At 63.7% G+C, this 22,851-nt stretch carries 21 protein-coding genes; 8 read left to right on the forward strand and 13 right to left on the reverse strand.

Going from position 1 to position 22,851, the window contains the following annotated elements; translation table 11 throughout:
• Positions 1 to 4: 4 nt before the first annotated feature.
• The 6 genes from IF10I1_RS16875 to IF10I1_RS16900 all read right to left on the reverse strand — a co-directional run bounded on the left by IF10I1_RS16875 (position 5) and on the right by IF10I1_RS16900 (position 6,271).
• Positions 5 to 1,288: a TRAP transporter large permease gene (locus tag IF10I1_RS16875; RefSeq protein ID WP_050471740.1), complete on the reverse strand. Its 1,284-nt coding sequence runs from the start codon at positions 1,286 to 1,288 to the stop codon at positions 5 to 7.
• Positions 1,285 to 1,905 (reverse strand): TRAP transporter small permease subunit, encoded by a 621-nt coding sequence (locus tag IF10I1_RS16880; RefSeq protein ID WP_186393631.1) that lies wholly within the window; start codon positions 1,903 to 1,905, stop codon positions 1,285 to 1,287. Before IF10I1_RS16880 ends, IF10I1_RS16875 begins: the two co-directional genes overlap by 4 nt.
• Before the next feature lie 74 nt (positions 1,906 to 1,979).
• Complete coding sequence (locus tag IF10I1_RS16885) at positions 1,980 to 3,026, reverse strand: TRAP transporter substrate-binding protein (RefSeq protein WP_050471742.1); 1,047 nt, start codon at positions 3,024 to 3,026, stop codon at positions 1,980 to 1,982.
• 224 nt (positions 3,027 to 3,250) lie between these two features.
• A complete protein-coding gene (locus tag IF10I1_RS16890; protein ID WP_186393632.1) occupies positions 3,251 to 4,183 on the reverse strand; it encodes a LysR family transcriptional regulator in 933 nt (310 codons plus the stop codon).
• 56 nt (positions 4,184 to 4,239) lie between these two features.
• Positions 4,240 to 5,007, reverse strand: a complete 768-nt coding sequence (locus IF10I1_RS16895) for a response regulator transcription factor (protein WP_050471744.1) — start codon at positions 5,005 to 5,007, stop codon at positions 4,240 to 4,242.
• Entirely contained in the window at positions 4,988 to 6,271 is a 1,284-nt protein-coding gene (locus tag IF10I1_RS16900; RefSeq protein WP_186394016.1) for a GAF domain-containing sensor histidine kinase, read from the reverse strand. Before IF10I1_RS16900 ends, IF10I1_RS16895 begins: the two co-directional genes overlap by 20 nt.
• Positions 6,272 to 6,525: 254 nt before the next feature.
• Between IF10I1_RS16900 and IF10I1_RS16905 the strand changes: the two genes are divergently transcribed.
• The 5 genes from IF10I1_RS16905 to IF10I1_RS16925 all read left to right on the forward strand — a co-directional run bounded on the left by IF10I1_RS16905 (position 6,526) and on the right by IF10I1_RS16925 (position 12,052).
• Positions 6,526 to 7,542, forward strand: coding sequence for an ABC transporter substrate-binding protein (locus IF10I1_RS16905; protein WP_055456242.1), 1,017 nt, complete (start codon positions 6,526 to 6,528; stop codon positions 7,540 to 7,542).
• A 148-nt stretch (positions 7,543 to 7,690) separates the two neighbouring features.
• Positions 7,691 to 9,139 (forward strand): ATP-binding cassette domain-containing protein, encoded by a 1,449-nt coding sequence (locus IF10I1_RS16910; protein ID WP_186393633.1) that lies wholly within the window; start codon positions 7,691 to 7,693, stop codon positions 9,137 to 9,139.
• The gene (locus tag IF10I1_RS16915; RefSeq protein ID WP_186393634.1) at positions 9,136 to 10,104 is read left to right on the forward strand and encodes an ABC transporter permease; all 969 of its coding nucleotides are present in this window, start codon (positions 9,136 to 9,138) and stop codon (positions 10,102 to 10,104) included. Before IF10I1_RS16910 ends, IF10I1_RS16915 begins: the two co-directional genes overlap by 4 nt.
• Positions 10,101 to 11,078, forward strand: a complete 978-nt coding sequence (locus IF10I1_RS16920; protein WP_186393635.1) for an ABC transporter permease — start codon at positions 10,101 to 10,103, stop codon at positions 11,076 to 11,078. The genes IF10I1_RS16915 and IF10I1_RS16920 overlap by 4 nt, the downstream gene beginning before the upstream one ends.
• 29 nt (positions 11,079 to 11,107) lie before the next feature.
• Positions 11,108 to 12,052: an SMP-30/gluconolactonase/LRE family protein gene (locus IF10I1_RS16925; RefSeq protein ID WP_186393636.1), complete on the forward strand. Its 945-nt coding sequence runs from the start codon at positions 11,108 to 11,110 to the stop codon at positions 12,050 to 12,052.
• A 114-nt stretch (positions 12,053 to 12,166) separates the two neighbouring features.
• Here the strand turns inward: IF10I1_RS16925 and IF10I1_RS16930 are convergent, their stop codons facing one another.
• Positions 12,167 to 13,285: a serine hydrolase gene (locus IF10I1_RS16930; protein ID WP_244284739.1), complete on the reverse strand. Its 1,119-nt coding sequence runs from the start codon at positions 13,283 to 13,285 to the stop codon at positions 12,167 to 12,169.
• Between IF10I1_RS16930 and IF10I1_RS23015 the strand changes: the two genes are divergently transcribed.
• The 3 genes from IF10I1_RS23015 (at position 13,284) to IF10I1_RS16945 (ending at position 15,592) form a co-directional block, all read left to right on the forward strand.
• Positions 13,284 to 13,535 (forward strand): hypothetical protein, encoded by a 252-nt coding sequence (locus IF10I1_RS23015; protein WP_162490628.1) that lies wholly within the window; start codon positions 13,284 to 13,286, stop codon positions 13,533 to 13,535. The two genes, IF10I1_RS16930 and IF10I1_RS23015, sit on opposite strands and share 2 nt — an antisense overlap.
• Positions 13,536 to 13,559: 24 nt before the next feature.
• The gene (locus IF10I1_RS16940) at positions 13,560 to 14,453 is read left to right on the forward strand and encodes a LysR family transcriptional regulator (protein ID WP_186393638.1); all 894 of its coding nucleotides are present in this window, start codon (positions 13,560 to 13,562) and stop codon (positions 14,451 to 14,453) included.
• A 224-nt stretch (positions 14,454 to 14,677) separates the two neighbouring features.
• Positions 14,678 to 15,592 carry a DMT family transporter gene (locus IF10I1_RS16945; protein WP_050471751.1) on the forward strand — a complete coding sequence of 305 codons (915 nt, stop codon included), beginning with the start codon at positions 14,678 to 14,680 and terminating at the stop codon, positions 15,590 to 15,592.
• 251 nt (positions 15,593 to 15,843) lie between these two features.
• Here IF10I1_RS16945 and IF10I1_RS16950 read toward each other — a convergent pair whose 3' ends face one another.
• The 6 genes from IF10I1_RS16950 to IF10I1_RS16975 form a co-directional block, all read right to left on the reverse strand.
• A complete protein-coding gene (locus IF10I1_RS16950; RefSeq protein ID WP_050471752.1) occupies positions 15,844 to 16,848 on the reverse strand; it encodes a DctP family TRAP transporter solute-binding subunit in 1,005 nt (334 codons plus the stop codon).
• Between the two features lie 79 nt (positions 16,849 to 16,927).
• Complete coding sequence (locus IF10I1_RS16955) at positions 16,928 to 18,205, reverse strand: TRAP transporter large permease (protein WP_050471753.1); 1,278 nt, start codon at positions 18,203 to 18,205, stop codon at positions 16,928 to 16,930.
• 3 nt (positions 18,206 to 18,208) lie between these two features.
• Positions 18,209 to 18,742, reverse strand: a complete 534-nt coding sequence (locus tag IF10I1_RS16960) for a TRAP transporter small permease (protein WP_050471754.1) — start codon at positions 18,740 to 18,742, stop codon at positions 18,209 to 18,211.
• A gap of 7 nt (positions 18,743 to 18,749) precedes the next feature.
• Positions 18,750 to 19,916, reverse strand: a complete 1,167-nt coding sequence (locus IF10I1_RS16965) for a fumarylacetoacetate hydrolase family protein (protein WP_371328558.1) — start codon at positions 19,914 to 19,916, stop codon at positions 18,750 to 18,752.
• A 568-nt stretch (positions 19,917 to 20,484) separates the two neighbouring features.
• Positions 20,485 to 21,198 (reverse strand): FadR/GntR family transcriptional regulator, encoded by a 714-nt coding sequence (locus IF10I1_RS16970; RefSeq protein WP_186393639.1) that lies wholly within the window; start codon positions 21,196 to 21,198, stop codon positions 20,485 to 20,487.
• A 32-nt stretch (positions 21,199 to 21,230) separates the two neighbouring features.
• The gene (locus IF10I1_RS16975) at positions 21,231 to 22,703 is read right to left on the reverse strand and encodes an FAD-binding oxidoreductase (RefSeq protein WP_371328557.1); all 1,473 of its coding nucleotides are present in this window, start codon (positions 22,701 to 22,703) and stop codon (positions 21,231 to 21,233) included.
• Between the last annotated feature and the right edge of the window lie 148 nt (positions 22,704 to 22,851).

Raw genomic sequence — 22,851 nt, forward strand, 5'->3', positions numbered from 1 at the left:
GCCGTCAGCCGGCCAGCCCCGGCAGGTAAAGGGCGATTGCGGGGAAGATGGCGAGCAGGACGATCAGCACGCCCATGGAGACGACGAACGGCAGGCTGCCGATGATCACCGGCCCCATGGAGCCGCTCTTGCGCAGGCTGTGCACCACGAAGAGGTTGAGCCCCACCGGCGGTGTGATCAGGGCCGCTTCCACCAGTACGATGATCAGGATGCCCACCCACAGCGGATCAAAGCCGAGGGCAAAGAGGATCGGCGTCACGATCGGAATGGTGGTGATCATGATCGACAGGGATTCCATGAAGCAGCCGAGGATCAGGTAGAAGATCACGACGACCGCAATCATCTGCATCGGCGACAGGCCAAGCCCCTTGATCGAGTTGGTGATGGCATCGGTGATGCCGGCCGCCGACATGATGAAGTTGAGGAAGCCCGAGGCGATGATGATCAGGAGGATCATCGCCGAGGATTTCATCGTGCCCTCAATGGCGGTGGCCAGCATGGAGAGGGTCAGCCGGCGGAAGCAGGCGGCAAGGATCAGCGCCCCCAGCACGCCCAGCGCGGCGGCTTCCGTCGGGGTGGCGATACCGGCATAGATGGAGCCGACGACCAGCACGAAGATCGCCAAAGGCGGTGCCAGATGCACGAGGCTGGCAAAGCGTGCGCCCCAGGCGCCCTTCACCCGCTCCCCGCCCCAGCGCGGGACCAGGATGCAGCCGGCGATGATCGTCAGCATGAACAGGCCGGTGAGGAGGAGGCCGGGCAGAATGCCCGCCAGATAGAGCTTGGGCACGGACGTATTCGTCAGCACGCCGTAGAGCACCATGTTGATCGACGGCGGAATGAGAATGCCGAGCGTGCCGCCAGCCGCAATGCTGCCGAGGAACAGCGGCTCGTTGTAGCCATAGCGGCGGATCTGCGGGATGGCGACGGTGCCGACCGTGGCAGCCGTGGCGACGCTGGACCCAGAGGTCGCCGCGAACAGGGCCGAAGCGCCGATATTGGCATGCATCAGGCCGCCGGGTAGCCAGGAGAGCCACAGGCTCATGGCGCTGTACATGCGCTCGGCAAATCCGGCACGCAGCAGGATTTCACCCAGCAGGATGAACAGCGGAATGGCGACGAGCAGGAACTCGTTGTTGGTGCTCCAGGCCATTTCGCCCATGGCCCGCGTCAGCGGCAGCATGGAATAGAGCGGGTCCAGAATGAGCCCCAGCACGCCCAGCGCCGCAGCGACGGGAACGGACAGGCCGATGAGGACCAGAAGAATGATGAGCGTTGTGGCGATCACTTGCGCTCTCCCTGAATGAGGCGTTCGCCCTGAGCCGCTTCTTCCTCGGCTTCTTCCTTGGTGGAGCGCATGCCGGCCACCAGCTTCACCGTCTCGAGGTCACCGGTGACGAGTGCGACGGAGGAGCGGATCAGCATCAGCGCGAGGATGAGGCACATGAAGACAAGACCGCCGAACCACAGGCCCTGCGGCAGGGCGAGCGGCGTTCCGAGCGGGGTGTTGGCGCGCGAGCCGTAGATCCACGACTGGGCCACCACGTCATAGGCATAGAAGGTGAGATAACCGATAAAGATGCCCATGCAGACCAGCGACAGCCAGTCGAGCAGCGCCGAAACGCGCACCGGCAGATGCTGATAGAGCACATCCACCCGCACATTCGCCCGCTGCAGCACGCCATAGGCGAGCGACCAGGACGTGCTGATGGCAAAGGCATAGCTGGACAGTTCGTCCGAACCGCCGAGGGTGATGCCGAACAGCTTGCGGACGATCACGTCATAGGAAATCAGCAGAACGCTGGCGATGGTCAGCGCACCGCTCGCCAGAACGGCACAGCGTGCCGCGGTGTTGGCGAAGCGGTAGGCACCCGCAAGAACGGGAAGAGATCCGGAAAGGCCCATGTCTCACGGCTCCAATCAAAAAGGGACAGGGCGGAACCCCGGCTGCAGTGAGGCCCCGCCCTGTCAGTCTCACATTACTTGGCTGCGGTCAGGTTCATTTCCTTGCCAATGGTGGCATTGAAATCAGCAACGCAATCATCCGAGCAGCGGGCCGCCCACTGCGGCAGGATCTTGGTCTTCAGCGTCTCGGCCAGAAGCGCCTTGTCCTCATCGGACGGCACCACCAGCGTCATCTTGCCCTTCACCTCGAGGGTGCAGGCATCAGCGCCGGTGTTGCAGTCGAAGCCCTGCTGGGTCTGCTCATCGGCAGCGGCCCAGATGTCATCCATCAGGGTGTTCATGTTTTCCTGGATGAAGGCCTGCACCTTCGGGTCCAGCTTGTCCCAGGCGCCCTGGTTGACCGCATGGATCTGCTGGTTCCAGTTGATCGGCAGCGCCAGAAGGTGGGTGGAGACTTCATACCACTTGGCCGAATAGCCGGAGAGCGAACCGGTGATGGCGCAGTCCACCACCTTGTTCTGCAGGGCCGGAACCACTTCGCCGAAGGCCATGGTCACGCTGGCGCCGCCAAAGGCTTCCACGAACTCGGCCTGGGTGCGGCTCGAGGTGCGCACCTTCTTGCCGGCCAGATCCTTCAGGCTGTTGATCTCGGCGTTGCAGAACAGCACCTGCGCCGGATAGGTGGAGATGCCCAGCAGCTTCACCCGCGAGCCTTCGCCATAGAACTTCTCATAGACCGGCTGGAAAGCGGCGGTCACCTTGCGGGCGGTTGCCACGTCAGGCGCCAGACCCGGCAGGTCGATGGCTTCGTTGATCGGGTTGTCCGAGGCGAAATAGGACAGGGTCGCGGTGCCGAATTCGATGGCCCCCTGGGACATCAGGCGCATCAGTTCCGGGCCCTTCACGCCCATCTCGTTGAAGCCCTTGATGGTGGCCGTCACCTGGCCGCCGGACTTCTCCGGGATCGTCTTTTCCCAGAACGGCTGCTCGAACTGCTGATAGGCCGTCAGGTTGCTGAGGCCGCCGACGACATGCAGCTCCGTCTTCGGCAGGTCCTGCGCGAAAGCGGAGAGCGAGGTGGAGGCGGCAAGGAATGCGGTCGTGAGGGTAAGGAGTTTCATGCTGCGGTCCCTTCTGCTGGTTTCTGTCACAGCACCGCACACAAGAAGTAGCTGGCTTCACCTGAGATATAAAAACAGGGCAAGCCTGTTCTTCATCACCGGATGATTTACACGTCCAGTCTGTTCCCTTGCATGCAGCTTATAGCGCTGTCTTGGCCGCTATAGAACGATGACGGAAACCCGGCTGTCCAATCGTATGTTTGGAAGCGTGATATAAATTTTATTTATGTCTCAGCTTCAATTCTGGGCATTTGCACAGTTTCTGTGCCTGCCTCCCCTGCAGCCACCTGCTGCGCCATGCGGGCAATCACCCGGGCGGCATAACTGTCCGGCCCATCGATCCAGGTGGCGGTGAAATTCAGGTCCTGCAGCGGGTCTGCGATCACGTCGAGGATTTCCAGCTCTCCCCGCTCCAGTTCGGCGCCAAGGAAGATGGGCGTGATCACTGCCGTGCCGATCCCATCCTGAACCATGCGCACGATCATCGACAGGGACGCGCAGCCATACATGCGCGGAGACGGCACCCCTTCCCGCCGCAGCATGTCGCGCACCTGCCGGTAGGGCGCACTGTTGGAGGCATAGGTGATGACCGGCAGGCGTGTGACCTGCTCCAGCGTCAGGGGCCGGGGCCCGAGATCCAGCCCGGCCTTGGCCACCCAGGACAGCGGATAGGTGCAGAGCGGCCGGTTCTCCATCCGCGCTTCCAGCACCGGCCCCATCATGAAGGCGAGGTTGAGGCGGCGGCTTGTCAGATGCGCCTTCAGCATCTCGCTGCTGTCCACCTCGATTTCCAGAGTCAGCGCCGGATAGGCGCTGTGCACCTCGGCAATGAGGCGCGGCAGCCAGGTCTGGACGATGGTTTCCGCAACGCCGATGTGGAAGCTGCCGCTCATGGTGGTCTGGTCGCGGGCGGCCTGGATGATGTCATTGCGCGCCTGCATCATCCGCTCGGCATGGGCGAGCAGTTCATGCCCCTTGGCGGTGAGACGCACACCGCGTGCGGCGCGCTCGAACAGCCGCACGCCCAGCGCCCCTTCCAGCGAGGCAATGCGCTGGGACACGGCAGGCTGGGTGGTGCCCAGCTTCTCGGACGCCGCCCGCAGGCTGCCGAGGGCCGCAGCCCAGAAGAAGGTTTCGATGTTGCGCAGATCAATCACGGCATGGCCCAGGACGGAGAGGAGTAGGGCATGATACTCCCTGCGCCCGTGCGATCCTACTGCGGATCCGGCAATTCCACCGTATGCGCCTGCCGCTCCAGCCGCTGCAGCCAGTGAGAGAGATCGGCTTCCGCCCGCTCCAGCGCCGTATGGTTGAGCAGCTTGCGCAGGAACGCCATGGTCACGGCACGGGCCCGCAGGTTGAAGGCGGCCTCCCCGCCGCCCGCACCATCCGGTGCGCTCTGGTAGACATCCAGCTTCTCGTAGATGCTCTGCAGCCGGTTCTGCACGCTGCGCAGGGACAGGCGCCTGCGCCGGGCGATCATCCTGTCCGTCAGGCCAAGGGCGATATCAACCAGCACCTCGTATTCGGATTCGCTCAGGCCCTGCGCTGCGCTGCTGCCACGCTGCTGCAGGCCCCAGACCTCCCGGTCGATGACGATCTGCGCCTCGATGAAGATCGACCGCAGCGCGAGGCGCAACCGCTCCTCGGAGGCTGATTTGAGCACATAGCCATAAACCGCGCCCTTGGGCACGATCCGCGCAATGCCGCGCACATTGGCCTCATCCGCATAATTGGACCAGAACAGGATGCTGGTGCCGGGCCGCTCCTGCCAGATGGCCCGCGCCGCCTCGATGCCATTGCGCGGGCTCATCTGCAGATCCATGACGATCCGCTCCACCTTGTGCTCGCGGGCCAGCTGCTCGCCGGACTGGCCATCACCCGCCTCGATCACCTGCCCGCATTCCGGCAGGGCCGAAAGCACCGCCTCATGCAGATAGGCCCGGTGCAGGGCGTCATCCTCAACGATCAGCAGCTTCATGATGCTCCCCTTCGTGATCGCCCGTCTCTGCGGTCTCCCCGCTGCTGACTTGCGGCACCGGCGGCAAGGGCAGGATGACACGCACATAACTGCCCCTGCTGCCCGACCCGCAACTGAAACTGGCTGCGATCAGGCTCGCCCGTGTCTGCATGTTGCCGATGCCTGTGCCCTTGTGCAGGCGCCCCGCCTTGAGGCCAATCCCGGTGTCGGACACTTCCAGATAAAGCTGGGCCTTCTCCTGCCAGATCCGGACCGTGATACGGCTGGCCTGCGAGTGGCGCACCGCATTGTTGATGGCCTCCTGCGCGATCCGGTAGAGCGCAAGGCTGACGGGCGGCGGCAGCGAGGCCAGCGCGCCGCCCGTTGCATCCTCCATGGCCCAGCGGATCGACAGGCCGCTGTCACGCACGGCCCGGCCGAGATGGGTTTCGATCGCTTCCGCCAGACCAAACAGCTGCAGCACCGAGGGCCGTGCCTGCTCGATGATCTGCCGCAGCTCCTGCATCGACTGCTGCAGGCTGAGGCTCAGCGGCTCCAGCATCGCTCCGGACACGGGCCCCGACAGGCTGAGCCGCTCAAGCCGGCGGGCAATGCGGGTGAGATCGGCCAGCGTCTGGTCATGCAGCTCCATGCCGATGCGCTGGCGCTCGGCGTCCAGCTCTTCTGTCAGCTGCCTTGCCCCCTGCCGCAGCGTCTCTTCCCGCACACGAGCCTCTGCCTCGATGATGGCAAGCTTGCGCGCCTCTTCGGAAGCCCGCAGGGCATAAAAATAGGGGGCGATCAGATCCGCGATCAGGCAGGCGCGGTCCAGATCCTCCTGTGTGTAGACATCCTCCTCCAGCCGCGAGCAGGACAGAACGCCAATGGTCTCGCCATGCACCTTCAGCGCCGCATGCAGACGCGCCCGCAGCCGGTGCTCGAGGATGGGCGCGGCAAAGGCGCCCTCGAAATGAAAGCGCGGGTCGGTGCAGGCATCGCCCGTCAGCATCGTGTCGAAGGCGCCCTCCAGCATGTCGCGCAAGGGGCTGAAGCGGATGCTCGCCGGCGGCCTGCGGCTCCAGTCGGTCGCAAGGCCGCTTTCATAGGCGATGTGGAATGTACTGCCCGGCGAAATGATGCAGACATCCATATGGTCGTGCGGGATGACGGCCTTGATTTCCTTGGCCACCGCATCTATCGCTGACTGGAAGTCCAGCCGTCCGGCCAGAAGCCGTGAAATGCGCACATACTGCGCCAGCTGGGCTGCGGATTGAAGATCCGGCATCTTGTCCTCCCGGCGGCCCTCCCCGGCCTGCCCGTCTCCCACCATAGCCATGCAGGCCCCCGGTTCGTCCTGCGGATTCCCGCAAATGATATGCGGTTTCCCGCAAGTCCGCTTCACCCATCCGCCTGTACAGCCATTTTCATTTCCGGCATCCTTCTTGCCGCTGGACAGGTTTTCCAGAAACAAAATTTCCGGCACGGGCTGTTGAGGAGCGGCCCCGGAAATTGCCTGATACGGCTCCAGGGAGTGAGACAATGACATTCAGGACATTCATCATGGCTTCTGTGGCCGTGACATGCGCGGCCATGCCCATGGCGTCACACGCGGACACCTCGGACAAGAAGATCGCCCTGTCGAACAACTACGCCGGCAACTCCTGGCGTCAGGCGATGCTGACGAGCTGGGAAAAGGTCACCTCAGAAGCCGTGAAGGCCGGTATTGTTGCCGCTGCCGATCCGTTCACCACCGCCGAGAACCAGGCAACCGAACAGGCCGCGCAGATCCAGAACATGATCCTGCAGGGCTATGATGCCATCGTCCTCAATGCAGCCTCCCCGACCGCCCTTAACGGCGCGGTGAAGGAAGCCTGCGATGCCGGTATCATCGTTGTTTCCTTCGATGGCATTGTCACCGAGCCCTGCGCCTGGCGCATCGCCGTCGACTTCAAGGAAATGGGCCGCGGTCAGGTGGAATACCTGTCCAAGCGCATGCCCGATGGCGGCAACCTGCTGGAGATCCGCGGCCTTGCCGGTGTCTTCGTCGATGACGAAATCTCGGCGGGCATTCATGAGGGCGTGAAGCAGTTCCCGCAGTTCAAGATTGCCGGCTCCGTGCATGGCGACTGGGCGCAGGATGTGGCGCAGCGCGCCGTCGCAGGCATTCTGCCGAGCCTGCCGGAAATCGCCGCCGTCGTCACTCAGGGCGGAGACGGCTATGGCGCAGCTCAGGCCTTCGAGGCCGCAGGCCGCCCGACGCCGGTGATCATCATGGGCAACCGCGAAGACGAGCTGCAGTGGTGGAAGAAGCAGAAGGACGCCTCCGGCTACGAGACCATGTCCGTCTCCATCGCCCCCGGCGTCTCCACCCTCGCCTTCTGGGTCGCCCAGCAGATCCTCGACGGCAAGGACGTGAAGAAGGATCTCGTCGTTCCCTTCCTCAGCATCAGCCAGGACACGCTGGAAGAGAACCTTGCCACCACCCAGAAGGGCGGCGTTGCCAACGTGGAATATTCGCTGGAAGACGCGCAGGCCGTGATCGCGGCCGCTCAGTGACGCCAAGGCTCTGAGATGCTGATGCATCAAGTGAACTGCTCAAGCGCCGCACGGGCTTGTGCAGGCTTTCCCTGCCGCCGCCCACTCTGCAAGGGCCTTGCGGCGGCAGGGCTGTCTCTTACCGAAATTCAGGACGGTTCAAGCAAGCATGACCGGAAACAGTCTGGTGGCCCGTGTAAGCGGCGTAAGGGTCCAGTTCGGAGCCGTCACGGCACTGGACGGTGCCGGCCTCGACATCTGCGCAGGTGAGGCCATCGGCCTCGTCGGCCACAATGGTGCGGGCAAATCCACCATCGTCAACGTCATCAATGGCTCACTGACACCGCAGGAAGGCACGGTGGAACGGGGCGGCACGGCTCTGGAAGGCGTTGCAGGCGCGCGCGAGGCGGGGATCCGCTGCGTCTTTCAGGAACTCTCCCTCTGCCCCAACCTGACCATCGCCGAAAACGCCCGGCTGATGCATGCCGGGCTGAAGGGCATGGGCTGGCGGCGGCGCGCCGAGGGACTGATGCGGCGCCAATTGGATGCCATCTTCCCCGGCAACCGCATCCCCACCGGGGCCACGGTCAGCAGCCTGTCCATCGCCGAGCGGCAGATGGTGGAAATCGCCCTGAACTTTCTTGCCGTGACGGGCAAGCCAAGGCTCGTCATCCTCGACGAGCCGACGTCCTCGCTCGACGCCGGACTTGCCGAACAGCTTCTGGCCTATCTGAAAACATACGTTGCAGAAGGCGGATCCATTCTTTTCATTTCACATATTCTGGGCGAAATCCTGTCCCTGTCGAGCCGCATCGTGGTGATGAAAGATGGCCGCGTGACCGCATCCCGGCCTGCGGAGCAGTTTACCGCGCGCAGCCTTGTGGAGGCCATGGGCAGTGTGGTGCGCGACAGCCATGCTGCAGGCCCCGCACTCCGCAAAGGTGATGCGCCCATCGTGCTCAGCCACCGCCCGAAGGATGGCTGCCCTGCTTTCGAGGCGCGCAAGGGCGAGATCATCGGCCTTGCCGGCCTCGCCGGCCACGGCCAGACACGGATGCTGCTGGCGCTTTATGAGGCGCAGCGCAGCAACTGGCTGCCGTCGTTCCGGGACAGGATCGCCTTTGTTGCAGGCGACCGCTCGCTCAATGGCACGTTTCCGCTGTGGAGCATCCTGCGCAATCTCACCATCAGCAGCCTGCCCGGCCTCTCCCGCTTCACCGCCATCAGTGCCACCCGCGAGGCCGCGCTCGGTGCCGAGTGGAAGCAGCATATGGCAGTGCGCACGCCGGACATGGGCAATCCCATCCTGTCACTCTCCGGCGGCAACCAGCAGAAGGTGCTGTTTGCGCGGGCGCTCAGCACCGCGGCTGACGTGGTGCTGATGGATGACCCGATGCGCGGCGTCGATATCGGCACCAAGCAGGATGTCTATGCCATCCTGCGCCGGGAGGCAGAAGCCGGGCGCACCTTCGTCTGGTATTCGACCGAGATGGACGAAATCTGCCTGTGCGACCGGGTCTATGTGTTCCGCGACGGGGTGATTGCGGCCGTCCTTGAGGGCAGCGGCATCTCGGAAGACCATGTGCTTGCCGCGTCCTTCTCCGGAGAAACCGCATGAAGATCTCCTCCGCCGAAGCCCTGCGGCTGCTCATTCCGGCCGTCTCACTGGCCCTGCTGCTGGCTGCCGTCTTCTACCTGCAGCCGCGTGCCATGAGCTATACCGGCCTCAACCTGCTGTTCAATCTGGCGGTGCCCATCGCCCTTGCCACCATTGCGCAGATGATCATCATGGCAGTGAACGACCTCGATCTGTCGATTGGCACCTTCGTCAGCTTCGCTGCCTGCGTCACCGCCGCCTTCATGCCCGAGGCGCCGCTGACCGCAGGCCTGATCCTTGGCGGCGCGGTCTGTGTCTATGCGCTGACGGGCTTCATCATCACCCTGCGGGATCTGCCCTCCATCGTCGTCACGCTCGGCATGAGTTTCGTCTGGGGCGGGCTTGCGGTGCTGATCCTGCCCGCACCGGGCGGCTCCGCGCCGGAGTGGCTGCGTGGGCTGATGACGGCCAAGCCGCCTTTCGTGCCCATGGCCATCATTGCGAGCCTGGCCGTCGCGGCGCTGGCGCATGTCATCGTCATGCGCTCAACCTTCGGCGTCGCCATCCGGGGTGTTGGTGGCAACAGCCGGTCCGTCGCCCGGGCCGGATGGTCTGTGCTGCGGCTGAAGGCCGGGGCTTATGCGCTTGCCGCGGTCTTCGCCATTCTGGCAGGCATGGCGCTTGTCGGCCTCACCACGTCAGCCGATGCCAATATCGCCTTGCGCTATACGCTGCTGTCCATTGCCGGGGTGATCCTGGGTGGCGGCGAATTCACCGGCGGACGCGTGTCGCCCATCGGCGCGGTCATCGGCGCGCTGACACTCACGCTCGCAGGCTCGTTCCTCTCCTTCCTGCGCATCTCGCCTGACTGGCAGATCGGCGCACAGGGCGCGATCCTGATCATCGTGCTGGGCCTGCGCCTCCTCTTCAACGCCCGCCAGAACGGCGGCCAGAGCGGCAGTAAGACCGGAGGCGCCCAGACATGAGCCAGCACACCAGCCCCGCCGCCCGCACCGCATGGACGCCGGTCAGCCTCCTGCGCCCATGGATCTGGTCCTTCGCCGCCGCCTTCCTGACCTGGGCCACCACCCTCGCCTTCACCGGCGGCGCGGGCGTGGGCGGGCTCAGTCAGGCTGCCCTCACCTTCGCGGCCTTTTCGGTGATTGCCGGTCTCGGGCAGATGTTCGTCATCACCCTTGGGCCGGGCAATGTGGACCTTTCCGTCCCTGCCACCATCACGCTCGCCGGAACCGTGTCCATGAAGATCATGGACGGACAGGATTCACTGATTTTAGCCGGTCTTCTGGCCGCAATCCTTGTTGGCATCGCCATCGGCATTGCCAACTACGCCCTGATCAAGCTGCTGCGCATCCCCCCGATCATCGCCACCTTGTCGATGAGCTTCATCGCCCAGTCGGCGGCCATCTGGTACAATCGCGGCATCCGCATCAAGCCGCCGGAACTGCTGGCGCAATTTGCCACCGGCACCACATCCGGCATTCCCAACATGGCACTGGCGGCGCTGGCGCTCACCCTGCCCGCCTGGTGGCTGCTGGAGCGCACGCTCTACGGCCGCTGGATCTCGGCCATCGGCCAGAGTTCCTTTGCCGCGCGCATGGCCGGAATTCCCGTCGATGGCACCCGCTTCGTCACCTATGTGCTCTGTGCGGTGCTGGCCTCGGTCTGCGGCTATCTGCTGGCAAGCTTCTCCGGCGGGGCGGCGCTCAACATGGGCGCGGAATATCTGCTGGCCTCGATTGCCGTGGTGGTGATCGGCGGCTCGGCCGTAGCAGGCGGCAACTCCAATGTGCCGGGCATCTGGGGCGCATCGCTCTTCATGTTCCTGGTGGTGTCGATGCTCAACACCTACGGCTTTGGCGCAGGCCCGCGCCTTGTCCTCACCGGCCTCATCATCATCGCCGTTATCATTGCCGCCAGCCGCCCTGCGGCGGGGCGCTGACTGGTCCCTTGCAACGGAAGATCCAGACCATGACCTCTCCTTACGAGATCATCGACCCGCGGTTCCGCAACCTGATCGTCCCCAGCGCCGCGCTTGAAGAGCTTTTCAGCGGCTGCCGCTGGGCGGAAGGACCGGTCTGGTTTGCCGATCTCGGCTGCCTCCTGTTCAGCGACATCCCGAACGAGCGGATGCTGCGCTATGTGCCTGAACCGGGCGCGCAGGCCGGAACTGGCTCAAACCCGGGCGCCGCAATTTCCGTCTTCCGGGCTCCTTCCGGTTTTGCCAATGGCAACACCCGCGACCGCGAGGGCCGGCTGGTGACCTGTGAACATGGGGAGCGCCGCGTCACCCGCACCGAAGCCGATGGCAGCCTCACGGTTCTGGCCAGCCATTTCGAGGGCAAGCGGCTGAACTCGCCCAATGATGTGGTGGTGAAGTCGGATGGCAGCATCTGGTTCTCAGATCCCACCTACGGCATCCTGTCCGACTACGAGGGCTACAAGGCCGAGCCTGAACAGGCGGCGCGGCGGGTTTACCGGATAGATCCGCAGACCGGCACGGTGAGCGCCGTGGTGGATGATTTCACCCAGCCCAACGGCCTTGCCTTTTCACCGGACGAACGGCGGCTCTACATCGCCGAATCCGGGGCAAGCCACGATGCCTCAGTGCCGAGCCAGATCCGCGTCTTTGACGTGGTGGACGGGCGCAGGCTGGAGAATGGCCGCGTTTTCTGCAAGCTGGATTGCGGCCTGCCGGACGGTTTCCGCCTCGATACGGATGGCAATCTCTGGACCAGCGCCGGTGACGGCGTGCACTGTTTCGCCCCCGGTGGCACTTTGCTGGGCAAGATCCGGGTGCCGCAGACGGTTGCCAACCTCACCTTCGGAGGGCCGCGCCGCAACCGGCTGTTCATCACGGCAACCCGCTCGCTTTACGCCGTCCATGTCGCGGCGACCGGGGTTCAGATGCCCTGACGCAGGCTGTGTCCGCCCCTTCTCCCGGTTCATGAAAAAACCGCATCGCAGGGGGCGATGCGGTTCTGGAGTTTGGGGGACACGCTGTAAAACCGCGTGTCCCTCTGCTGCAAGTTACTTCGTCAGCTTGTCGGTAATCTGCTTGAACAGAGCCAAATTGGGTTCGTCATGACCAACCGGATCGGGCGAAGCGGTCGCCTTCATGATGACGAGATTGTTGGTGGGATCGACGTAGATATACTGGTGGAACAGGCCCAGTGCCGAATAGGCGTCGCTCTCCGGGAAGGTCCACCACTGGTATTGATAGCCCAGTTGTTCCTCCGGCCCGGCAGGCTCGTTGCCCTCGGACGGCACGGTGGCTTCCTTCACCCAGTCAGCCGAAACAACCTGCTTGCCGTTGGACTTGCCTTCATTCAGGAACATCAGGCCAAAACGGGCATGATCGCGGGCGGTGGCAGCAAGGCCTGCGCCGAAGAACTCGCGGCCAACGGAAGGCGGCCCGTCCATGATCCAGTAGGCATCATTTGCCATGCCGGCCGGCTTCCAGAGCTTTTCAGACATATACTCGGCGCCGGTCTTGCCGACGGCCTTTTCGAGGATGCAGCCGAGCACGCTGGTGTCGAGCGTGGCGTAGTTGAAGGGCCGCTCCGCCGCATTGGCGCCCGGCTTGGATTCCTTGGCGGCATAGTCGCACCAGCGGTACTTGTAGCCGACGAGGGAATTGTCATGAACGGTGGTCAGCTGGGTGTCGCTGCCGAATTCATAGACCTCCAGCCAGTCCACGCCGGAGCGCATCTGCAGCAGGTCGCGGATGGTCGGCCCGTCATAGCCGCTGCCCTTCATCTCGGGCAGATAGTCGGTCACCTTGTCGTCGAGGCTCTTGATATGGCCATCGGCCAGCGCAAGGCCGATCAGCGTCGAGACATAGGACTTGGCGACCGAGAAGGTCAGAAAGCGGGTGTTCTCGTCGCTGCCATTGCGGTAGGTCTCGTAAACGAGGTTGCCGTCCTTCAGCACGACCAGGGCATTGGTGTGGGTCGCTTCAAGCGCACCTTCCAGATCCAGCCTGGCCTCTCCAATCGTGTACTCGCCCTCCAGCGACACAGGCATGGACGGCAGCGGCTGCACTTGCGCGCCTGCGGCAACGGTCCGGGTCGCGAACATCTGGTCCATGTGCTGGAACGTCAGGTAGTTCAGCGCCGGGTTCAGCATGTTGGCGCGGGCATTCACCATGGTCGGTGACAACCATTTCGCATCATTCTGGTCGCTGGCCGATGCAGCCGCCGGAAGGCTCATCAAGGCCATGGCCAGTATTGCCGGGATTTTTTTGAATTCAGTTCGCGACACAAGCTTCCTCCCCTGGTCTGCCGCTCCGGGAACAGAAGCGGCACCGAACCCGCGCGTCTTTGCGCCTGCGGTTGTTCGTTGGGTCATTCAGGCATATTGGCAAAAATCAAAACAGACACATAATGTTGCCACCTGACAACCAAGAGAGTTCACCCCACCCGTGAAGACACAGCAGCTCAAGGCGCTCGTCGCCCTCGCCGACAAAGGCTCCATCCGCGGTGCAGCGCGGGAGATGGGGCTGTCCCAAAGTGCGCTGACCAAGATGCTGCGAGAACTGGAAGCGCAGACCGGGGCGGCGCTGCTGCTGCGCGCCTCGCACGGCACACAGTTCACCCCCGCCGGCAAGGCGCTGATGACCCATGCACGGCTGATCGTGGCGACCATGCGCCGCGCGGAAGAGGAGGTACGGCGCATCTCCGGGCAGACGGTGGCCACCGCGCGCATCGCGGTGACACCTGTGGTGGCGGCGACGAAGCTCGGCAGCATCATTCACGAATTCCAGCGCCGCCACCCGGAGGGGCAGCTGGAAGTGGAATCCGGCACGCTGGGCAATATCGTGCCCCGGCTGCAGGATGGGCAGCTGGATCTGGCGCTTGGCATTGCGGTGCCAAATGCCCTGCCGGCGGATCTCGCCTTCTTCTCTTTCGCTGAGGTCCAGATTGCGCCGGTCACCGGCTCAACCCGCTTTGCCGGCCGGCAGGTCTCCTGGGAGGAACTGGCCCAGGAGCGCTGGCTGCTCAATCCGGCCCCCGGCAGTGCCGATCAGGCAACGCTCGACTGGCTGGCGGCAAAGGACGTCACCCTTGCCCATCCGCCAACCCTGTGCCGCTCTCCCTTCCTGCTCGCCGCCCTGAACCGGTCAACGGATCTGATCGCCTTCTGCCCCTTGCGCATCCTTGATCATGCCTTCTGGGGCCAGGACCTGCATCAGATCAGCGTGCCGGATCTGCCGCCGCCGATGCAGCTCGGCGTGCTGACCCGCAAGCACACGCCGGCCTCGCTGGTCTCCCGCGATATCATCGATATTTCGACCCGGCTGCTCCAGACGCTCTGAACGGAACAAGGACCTGTTTCTTCGCAAAAAACAGCGGCAAGCTGTGGACCAAGGGCGGAGATTGCGTGCACTTTTTTGCGGCAGATGGCATTCTCGGAGGCAGGTTCCGTGACTGGTCAACAGCCGCCCGCCCCACTTCTGGCGGCCTCGCGCGGACCCTGCTTTTCACCGCATCATACCGGCCGCTTCAGGCAGCCAGAATCCCGGCCACAAGGACCCTCAACATGACTTCCACGAGCGCGGCCGTTCATCGTCTTGGCGGGATTGCAGGACCTGCCATCATGCTGCTCGGCATGTTCCTCTTTGCGCTGAACGACGCCATGGGCAAATGGCTCGTCGCCAGCTACAGCGTCGGCCAGGTGGTGCTGATCCGCAGCATCGCGGCGCTGCTGATCCTCGCCCCATTTCTCTGGATGTCTGGCCTCAAGCCGCTGCTCAAGCCGGAGCGGCCGGGCATGCAGGCGGCCCGTGTGGCCTTTTCCACCTTCGAGCTTTTCTGCTTCTACTATGCCGTCACCTATCTGCCGCTTGCAGACGTAATGACCTATTGGCTGGCGGCGCCGATCTATGTGGCCGCGCTCTCCCCCTTCCTTCTGGGCGAGAAGGTGGGCTGGCGGCGCTGGAGCGCCATTGCGGTGGGCTTCATCGGCGTCATCATCGCGCTCAATCCGTCGAGCGCCATGTTCACCCCGCCCGCGATCCTCTCGATCGCCGGAGCTGCCGCCTTTGCCTTCATGATGCTGTCCGGCCGCAGCCTGCGCGGCACGCCGGACAAGACGCTGGTCTTCTTCCAGACGGCAGGCGCAGGGCTTGCCGGGCTTGTCATGGCCCCGTTCGACTGGCGCCCTATCGCCTCGATGGAAGATGCGCTGCTGCTGTCCCTGCTCGGCATCGTCGCCATGACCGCCCATATCATGGTCAACCGCGCCCTGAAGATCTCGGATGCGGCCACGGTTGCGCCGCTGCAATATACGCTGCTGCTGTGGGCTGTCGTCTTCGGCTGGTATTTCTTCGGCGACCTGCCCAAGCCCAGCATGATGCTTGGTGCAGCGCTCATCACCGGCGCTGGACTGTTCATCTTCTTCCGCGAACAGAAGCTGAAGAAGCGCGATCAGGTGCTGCCCGCAATTCCGGAGTGAGGGGCCGGAGTAATACCAATGCTCGATGAGCTTTTCTCATCGAGCATTGGTCAAGCCCGTGCGGCGCTTGAGCATTTTCAAGGCGTGATGCGTCAGCATCGAAAGCCTTGGTACAAGCAGCCCGAATGAGCGGCAAAACAAACGGAAAAGACCCGCAACGTTGCCGCTGCGGGTCTCTGCGCTGAACTGCGGCGGATGGGGCACCGCAGTCCGGGGGATGGGTCAGGAGGGGCGTGTCCCCTCCTCCAGGATCAGCCGCGGATCTTCGCCAGTTCCTGCTGCACGCGCTCGATCACATCGGCACCGATGGTGTCCTTGTGCTTCTCGTAGACCACCTGAGACTTTTCGAGCATGCGCTTCTGCTCATCCTCGCTCAGGGTGTTGAACTTGACGCCTTCGGCCTGGATCTTCTCCAGCGAGGTCTGGTTCAGTTCACGGATCACCTTGCGCTCCTCGTCGCGGCCAACGATGGCGCAGTCCCTCAGGGCAGCCTGCTCATCTGCGGTGTAGCTGTCGAAGATCGGCTTGGAGAACAGGAACAGGAACGGCGTATAGGCGTGGCGCGTCTCGCTGACATATTCCTGCACCTCGTAGAACTTCGAGGTGTCGATGGTGACATAGGGGTTTTCCTGCGCATCGATGGTCTTGGTTTCGAGCGCGGAAAAGACCTCGCCAAAGGCCATGGGCGTGGCATTGGCGCCGAAGTTCTGGAAGGTGTCGAGGAAGACGTTGTTCTGCATCACGCGCACCTTCATGCCCTGCAGATCCTCCCACTTGGTGACAGGACGGCTGGAGTTGGACAGGTTGCGGAAGCCATTTTCCCAATAGGCGAGATTGACGAGACCAGCCTCGGCCAGCTTGCCATTGAGGAACTCGCCGAACTCACCGTCCATCACGGCATCGGCTTCCTCGTTGCTGGCAAAGAGGAACGGCAGGTCGAAGACGCCGAGCGCCGGAACGATGCCGGCCAGCGGCGAGGACGAGGTGACGACAGCTTCCTGAACGCCGGCGCGCAGGGCCTGGGTTGCCTGCAGGTCGCCGCCGAGCGCGCCGCCCCAGAAGGCGGTCAGCTTCAGCTTGCCGCCGGACTTTTCGTCAAGGCAGGCCTGCATGGCATTGATGCCGTTGCCGACCGGATGGTCCGCATTGATGCCATTGGACACCCGCATGTTGCGGTCATTGAATTGCGCCGATGCCGGAACAGCGGCGGTGGCGGCAAACACCACAGCCGTGGTGGCGAGAAGCAGTTTCTTCATTGTCTCTTCCTCCCTTTTCATCAAGTCTTTCCGGCGGGCAGCCACTCCTCTGGCCTGCCGCCGTATGGGTACAGGGCGCCTAGTGCAGCCAGGACAGCGGCACCAGCACCAGTTCCGGGAACATGATCAGCAGCAGCAGCACTGCGATCTGTGACAGCAGGAAAGGCATGACGCCTGTCACCACCTTGCCGAGCGGCACCTTGGACACGCCGCTGACCACGTTGAGCACCACGCCAACCGGCGGCGTGATGAGGCCGATACAGGTGTTCATGACGAAGAGAACACCGAAATAGACCGGATCAATACCCGCCTGCTTGACGATGGGCATCAGCACCGGCGACAGGATCAGGATGGTGGGCGCCAGATCCAGCGCCGTGCCCACCACAAGCACCAGCATCATCATCACCAGCATCAGCAGCTTGGGCTGCTCGATCAGCGGGGCAATGTGGCGGGTGATCTCTGCCGGAATGTTCGCCGCCGTGATCAGCCAAGCCGACACCAGCGCCGCCGCGACGAGGAACATGACGATCGAAGTCGTCTTCGCCGCCCGCAGGATGACGAAGTAAAGATCGGCGACCTTCAGTTCCCGGTAGACGAACAGCCCGACCATCAGCGCATAGAAGGCGGCAATCACCGCTGCTTCCGTCGGCGTGACCACTCCCATGCGGATGCCGCCAAGGATGATCACCGGCATGCCCAGCGCCCAGGCGGCGCGGCCCGTTGCCGCAAGGCGGACGGACATGGGCTGGCGCGGCAGCGTCTCGACCTTGGACTTGCGGACAAGAAAGGTCCAGGTCAGGGCCAGGGCGCAGCCCATCATGATGCCGGGCACAATGCCGCCCATGAACAGCTTGGTGATCGACACATTGGCGGCCACGCCGAAGATGATGAAGGCAAGCGACGGCGGAATGACCGGAGCGATGATGCCGCCTGCCGCCATGAGGCCAGCCGAGCGCGGCACGTCATAGCCCGCACGGGCCATCATCGGCACCAAGATCGCGGCCAGAGCCGCCGTATCGGCTGCTGCCGACCCGGACAGGCTGGCCATGATGATCGCCGCCACGATGGCCACGAAGCCGAGGCCGCCGCGGATATGCCCGGCCCAGGCCAGCGCAAAGTCGATGATGCGGCGGGACAGGCCGCCGGAGTTCATCAGTTCACCGGCGAGGATGAAGAAGGGAATGGCCAGCAGCGTGAAGGTGTCTGCGCCGGAGATCATGTTCTGCGACACGATCTGCGTGTTGAACATGCCCATGTAGGACATGAGGATGACGCCGCAGAACATGAGCGCAAAGGCAACCGGCACACCGATGGCCATGGAACCCAGCAGGGAGCCGATGAAGACGAGAAGCGTCATGTGTCAATGCTCCATCAGCTTGGCAGGGTCCGCGTGCTCACCGGCGAACACGGCGATTTCCTTGTCCGTGGTGCGGCCCAGCAGAATGCGGATGAAGCGTTCCAGCGAAATCAGGAACATGCCGCCACCGGTGAAGAAGCCGATGCCATAGACCCAGATCATCGGCATGCCGGTGACGGGCGCGGCCATGGAGGCATTGATGGGGAACTGCTTCCAGGTGCCCCAGAAGAAGATGGCGGAACAGGTCATGATGATGATGTTGACCAGCGCCATGCAGAAGAGGCGCCCGCGCCGGGAGAAATGCACCACCAGCGTCTCGATGCCGAGATGGGAGTTTTCCCGGAAGGTCACGACCGCACCGATGAAGGTGAGCCAGACGAAGAAGTACCGCGCCAGCTCTTCCGAGACGACGAGGCCGGAATTCATGCCGTAGCGCAGGACCACATTGACGAAGACCATGACGGCCATGGAGGCCAGCAGGAAAACGAGCACCGCTTCCAGCGCGCGGTAGAAGAGACGGGTGAGGGTCGCGATCATGAGCCCCTCACACCTTGTCCGCCAGCCCGCGGCGGGCAAGGTTGCGGAACAGCTCACGCAGGCCGAAAGTCCATTCCGGGCAGGCATCCGTGCGGTCGATCCAGTTGATCAGGCGCCCCAGCTTCGGCGTGTGGATCTCCACCCGGTCGCCAATCTCGTGGGTGAAGCCCTGCCCTGCCCCGCGCCGGTCCTTCACGGGGGCAAACATGGTGCCGAGGAACAGCACAGCCCCGTCCGGATACTGGTGATTGCGGTTGCGCAGCTGGCTGACCAGTTCCTCCGGCGAGCGGCTGATGGCTTCCATCGGGCTTTCTCCCGTCATGACGAACCCGTCCTCGCCCTCCACCAGCAGCGACACCCGCACCTTGCGCAGGTCATCGATGGTGAAGCCCTCGTCGAACAGGCGGATGAAGGGGCCGATGGCGCAGGAGGCGTTGTTGTCCTTCGCCTTGCCGAGCAGCAGCGCCGAGCGGCCCTCCACATCGCGCAGGTTCACGTCATTGCCGAGGGTGGCGCCGAGGATCACGCCGTCCGAGCGAACCGCCAGAACCACTTCAGGCTCCGGATTGTTCCACTCGGAAATGGGATGAATGCCCGCCTTTGCGCCGCAGCCGACCGACGACATGGGCTGCGCCTTGGTGAAAATTTCCGCATCCGGGCCAATGCCCACTTCCAGATACTGCGACCACAGGCCCATGTCCTGCAGCAGCGCCTTGACCTTGCGGGCTTCTTCCGACCCGGCCTTGACGCCGCGCAGGCTGCCGCCCAGCACCGGGGCCAGACGCTCGCGGATTTCCAGCGCGCGGGAGCTGTCGCCCTTGGCCTGTTCCTCGATCACCCGCTCCAGCATGCTGTCGGCAAAGGTGACGCCGGCCGCCTTGACCGATTGCAGATCGATGGGCGCCAGCAACTGACCGGCGCTGCCATCGAGGAACGCATCCAGCGGCCCCAAATCCGGCAGGCCAGACGCCTGCTTCAGCCGTGCGGCGATCTCCGGCATTTCAAAAAGGGAGGAAACGGTGGCGGCAATGCCGGTCAGGTTGAACACCTGCCCATCGCGGATCAGCACCGGGCAAGGCCCGTCTTCCGCTTTCGACCAGACGCGGCCAACGAGCACGGCGTCCTGCGCATCGGCAGGCAGAATTCCAGATGCAGTAACAACTTGACCGGCCACCAGTGCCCTCCTCCCCAATTCCCCGGACAGCAGGCCAGCGCCTCCACGCGCATTGCTCCTGCCATGCCCTGCCGGATTGTCTGGATGTCAGACAATCACATTAATGAGTCTTAGCAACATGACGCCGGGCTTGTCCAGCCTGTGGCAGCGCCTGTCCGCAACAACAGCGAAGATGTGCAAACACCCTGCGGGTTCCCGCAGGTGAGGCCTTGCCCCAGGACATCAAGAGCTTGCCGAAGCGCAGTCTAAAAATGGAGACCTTATTCAGGCGAAAGACTGCCCCGGCCTCTCTGCCACGCCTTCAACGGCAGCCTGCAGCCCATTGCTCTGCGGCGGGACACCGGCGGAACTTCGCAAGACCCAACCGCTTCGTCATGCCATGGCCCCGACCATGGCATCCATTCCATGACCTTGCCGCACCTGACAAGCGGCGAATTTCCCCACACCTAAAAGCAAACAACACCTGAACCGCAAGGGCATGGATGCCATGATCAAGTCATGGCATGACGAAATATGAAAGTCTCGAACGCGAAATCTACTGCCTGAACTGCGGACAGAGAGATATGCGTCAATAAATCTCGAGATTGAGGGCAATGCGGCTTGCAGCGCCCGTCAGATGCTGGCGCATGGCGGCGCGGGCGGCCATTGCGTCGCGGCTGGCGATGGCGTCACGCACGGCCACATGTTCGGCGATGGTGGTCTCGACGATCTCTTCCAGCACGGCGCTGGCCCGCGCCGCATTGATCGCAAGGCTGATGCGCTCGGCGATGAAGCCGATGAACATGCCGAAATAGGCATTGCCGGTGGCATCGGCGACGGCCCGGTGGAAGGCCAGATCGGCAATGATGCCCTGCTCCGTCCACTTCTCCGCCCCGGTCATCTGCGCCAGCGCCTCGTCCAGCCGGGCGAGGTCTTCGGCCGTATGATGCAGGGCGGCAAGTCCGGCCGCCTCGATCTCCAGCGGCAGGCGCAACTGGAACAGGTCGCGGAAGCTCTCCCGGTCGTCCAGATCGTTCTGGGCAATGCGGATCGGACGCGCCTGCGGCCCGGTCACGAAAGCACCGACGCCCTGCCGCGTTTCCACCAGCCCCTCGTTGCGCAGCTGGGCAATGGCCTCCCGCACAACCGTGCGGCTGACGCCGAGGGTCTTGGCCAAAGCATGTTCCGTCGGCAACCGGTCACCAGGCTTGATCCGGCCCTCGCTGATGTCGCGGGCGATCTGGGCCGCAATGCGTGCGGGCAGATGTTCACTGCGCCGGATCTGTTCCATGCCGATGGCCATTCCCTGTCCTGTCTTCTGGGCGATCAGCGCCTTTACCCCGAAACCCCGCCCAAATTCAATTGGCAGCCGGGATTCATGATGCCTTGCGGGTCGATTGCCGCCTTGATGGAGGTCAGAAGCTGGCGGTCCACAGGCTGCAGCCGCGCCTCGAAATCGGGCTTCTTCAGCCGGCCGATGCCATGTTCGGCGCTGATCGAGCCGCAAAAGCCGTCCAGCACGGCGTTGAGCACGGTCTTGGCCTGATAGATCCGCGCATCCGCCTCCTGCCTTGTGAGCCCTGCAGGCGGCAGCACGTTGAGATGCACGTTGCCATCGCCCACATGGCCATAGGACACGCAGGTGCAGTCGGGCAGCGCCGCATGGATGGCAGCTTCCGCCTCGCGTACGAAATCCGGCACGCGCGACAGGGGCACGGAGACATCCGTGCGCAGGTGCCGCCCGCGCTTTGCTTGCCCCTCGTTCATGCCCTCGCGGAAAAGCCAGAGAGTGCGCGCCTGTGCCTGCGAGGCGGCAACCACCCCGTCCACCACCAGCCCGTCGGCCATGACGCCTTCGAGGAAGCGGCTCATCAGATCGTCCACATCGACGAGCCCGGAGCCGGAAATCTCCATCAGCACATAGGCCGGATAATCTGCCGCCATGGGCATGGGCAGGTCCGGGATGGCCTCCTGCGCCAGGGTGAAAGCCAGCGGCGGCATGAACTCGAAAGCCGACATCAGGTCGCAGCAGTCGCGCCGCGCACGGCGGTAAAGCCGGATGGCATCCTCCAGCGCATTGAGCCCCAGCAAGGCGGTGGCCACCTGATCCGGCTGCGGCAAGAGCTTGACGGCCACGGCGGTGACGATGCCCAGCGTGCCTTCCGCGCCGATGAAGAGCTGTTTCAGGTCGGTGCCCCGGTTGTCCTTGCGAAGGGCGGAGAGGCCATCGAAAATGCTGCCGTCCGGCAGCACCACCTCAAGCCCCAGCACCAGCTCCCGCGTCATGCCATAGCGCAGCACGTTGATGCCGCCAGCATTGGTGGAGACATTGCCGCCGATGCGGCAGGAGCCTTGTGCCCCCAGCGCCAGCGGAAAGAACAGGCCTGCCTCCGCCACCTTGTCCTTGAACTCCGACAGCACTGCCCCGGCTTCGACCACGGCGGAAAAATCATCGGCATCGAGACGGCGGATGGCGGTCATCCGCTCAAGGCTCAGCACCACCTGCCCTGCCGGATCATCCGGCGTTGCGCCGAGCACCAGCCCGGTGTTGCCGCCCTGCGGCACGAGGGAAAGCCCAAGCGCGGCCACGGCCTTCACCGCCCGCGCCACATCTTGCGTGGAGCGTGGCCGCAGCACGGCGACGGCGCCCGTTTCCACATCCCCGTGCCAGTCGCGGCAATATCGGGCCACATCAGTGCCCGTCAGCACCATATCCGGGCCAAGCGCATCCACCAGCCTTGCCGCCACGGCTGCGCATGCGGCTTCAGGCTGGTTTGTTCCCTGCGGGTGTTCCATCACATCCGTCATTCTTCCGGTCCCGTATGCCGCCACGGCGCGATGCCGGTCTTCACCACCGGGCGCCTGTGCAGACAATCACTCTGGCTGTTTTCAAATCCATCATATAAGGTTATCAGACAACCTTACAAATGGTTTCCACGCGCTGCCGCACACCGGT

Source organism: Pannonibacter sp. I15F10I1, from assembly GCF_900185665.1.
GTDB classification, from domain to species: Bacteria; Pseudomonadota; Alphaproteobacteria; order Rhizobiales; family Stappiaceae; genus Pannonibacter; species Pannonibacter indicus.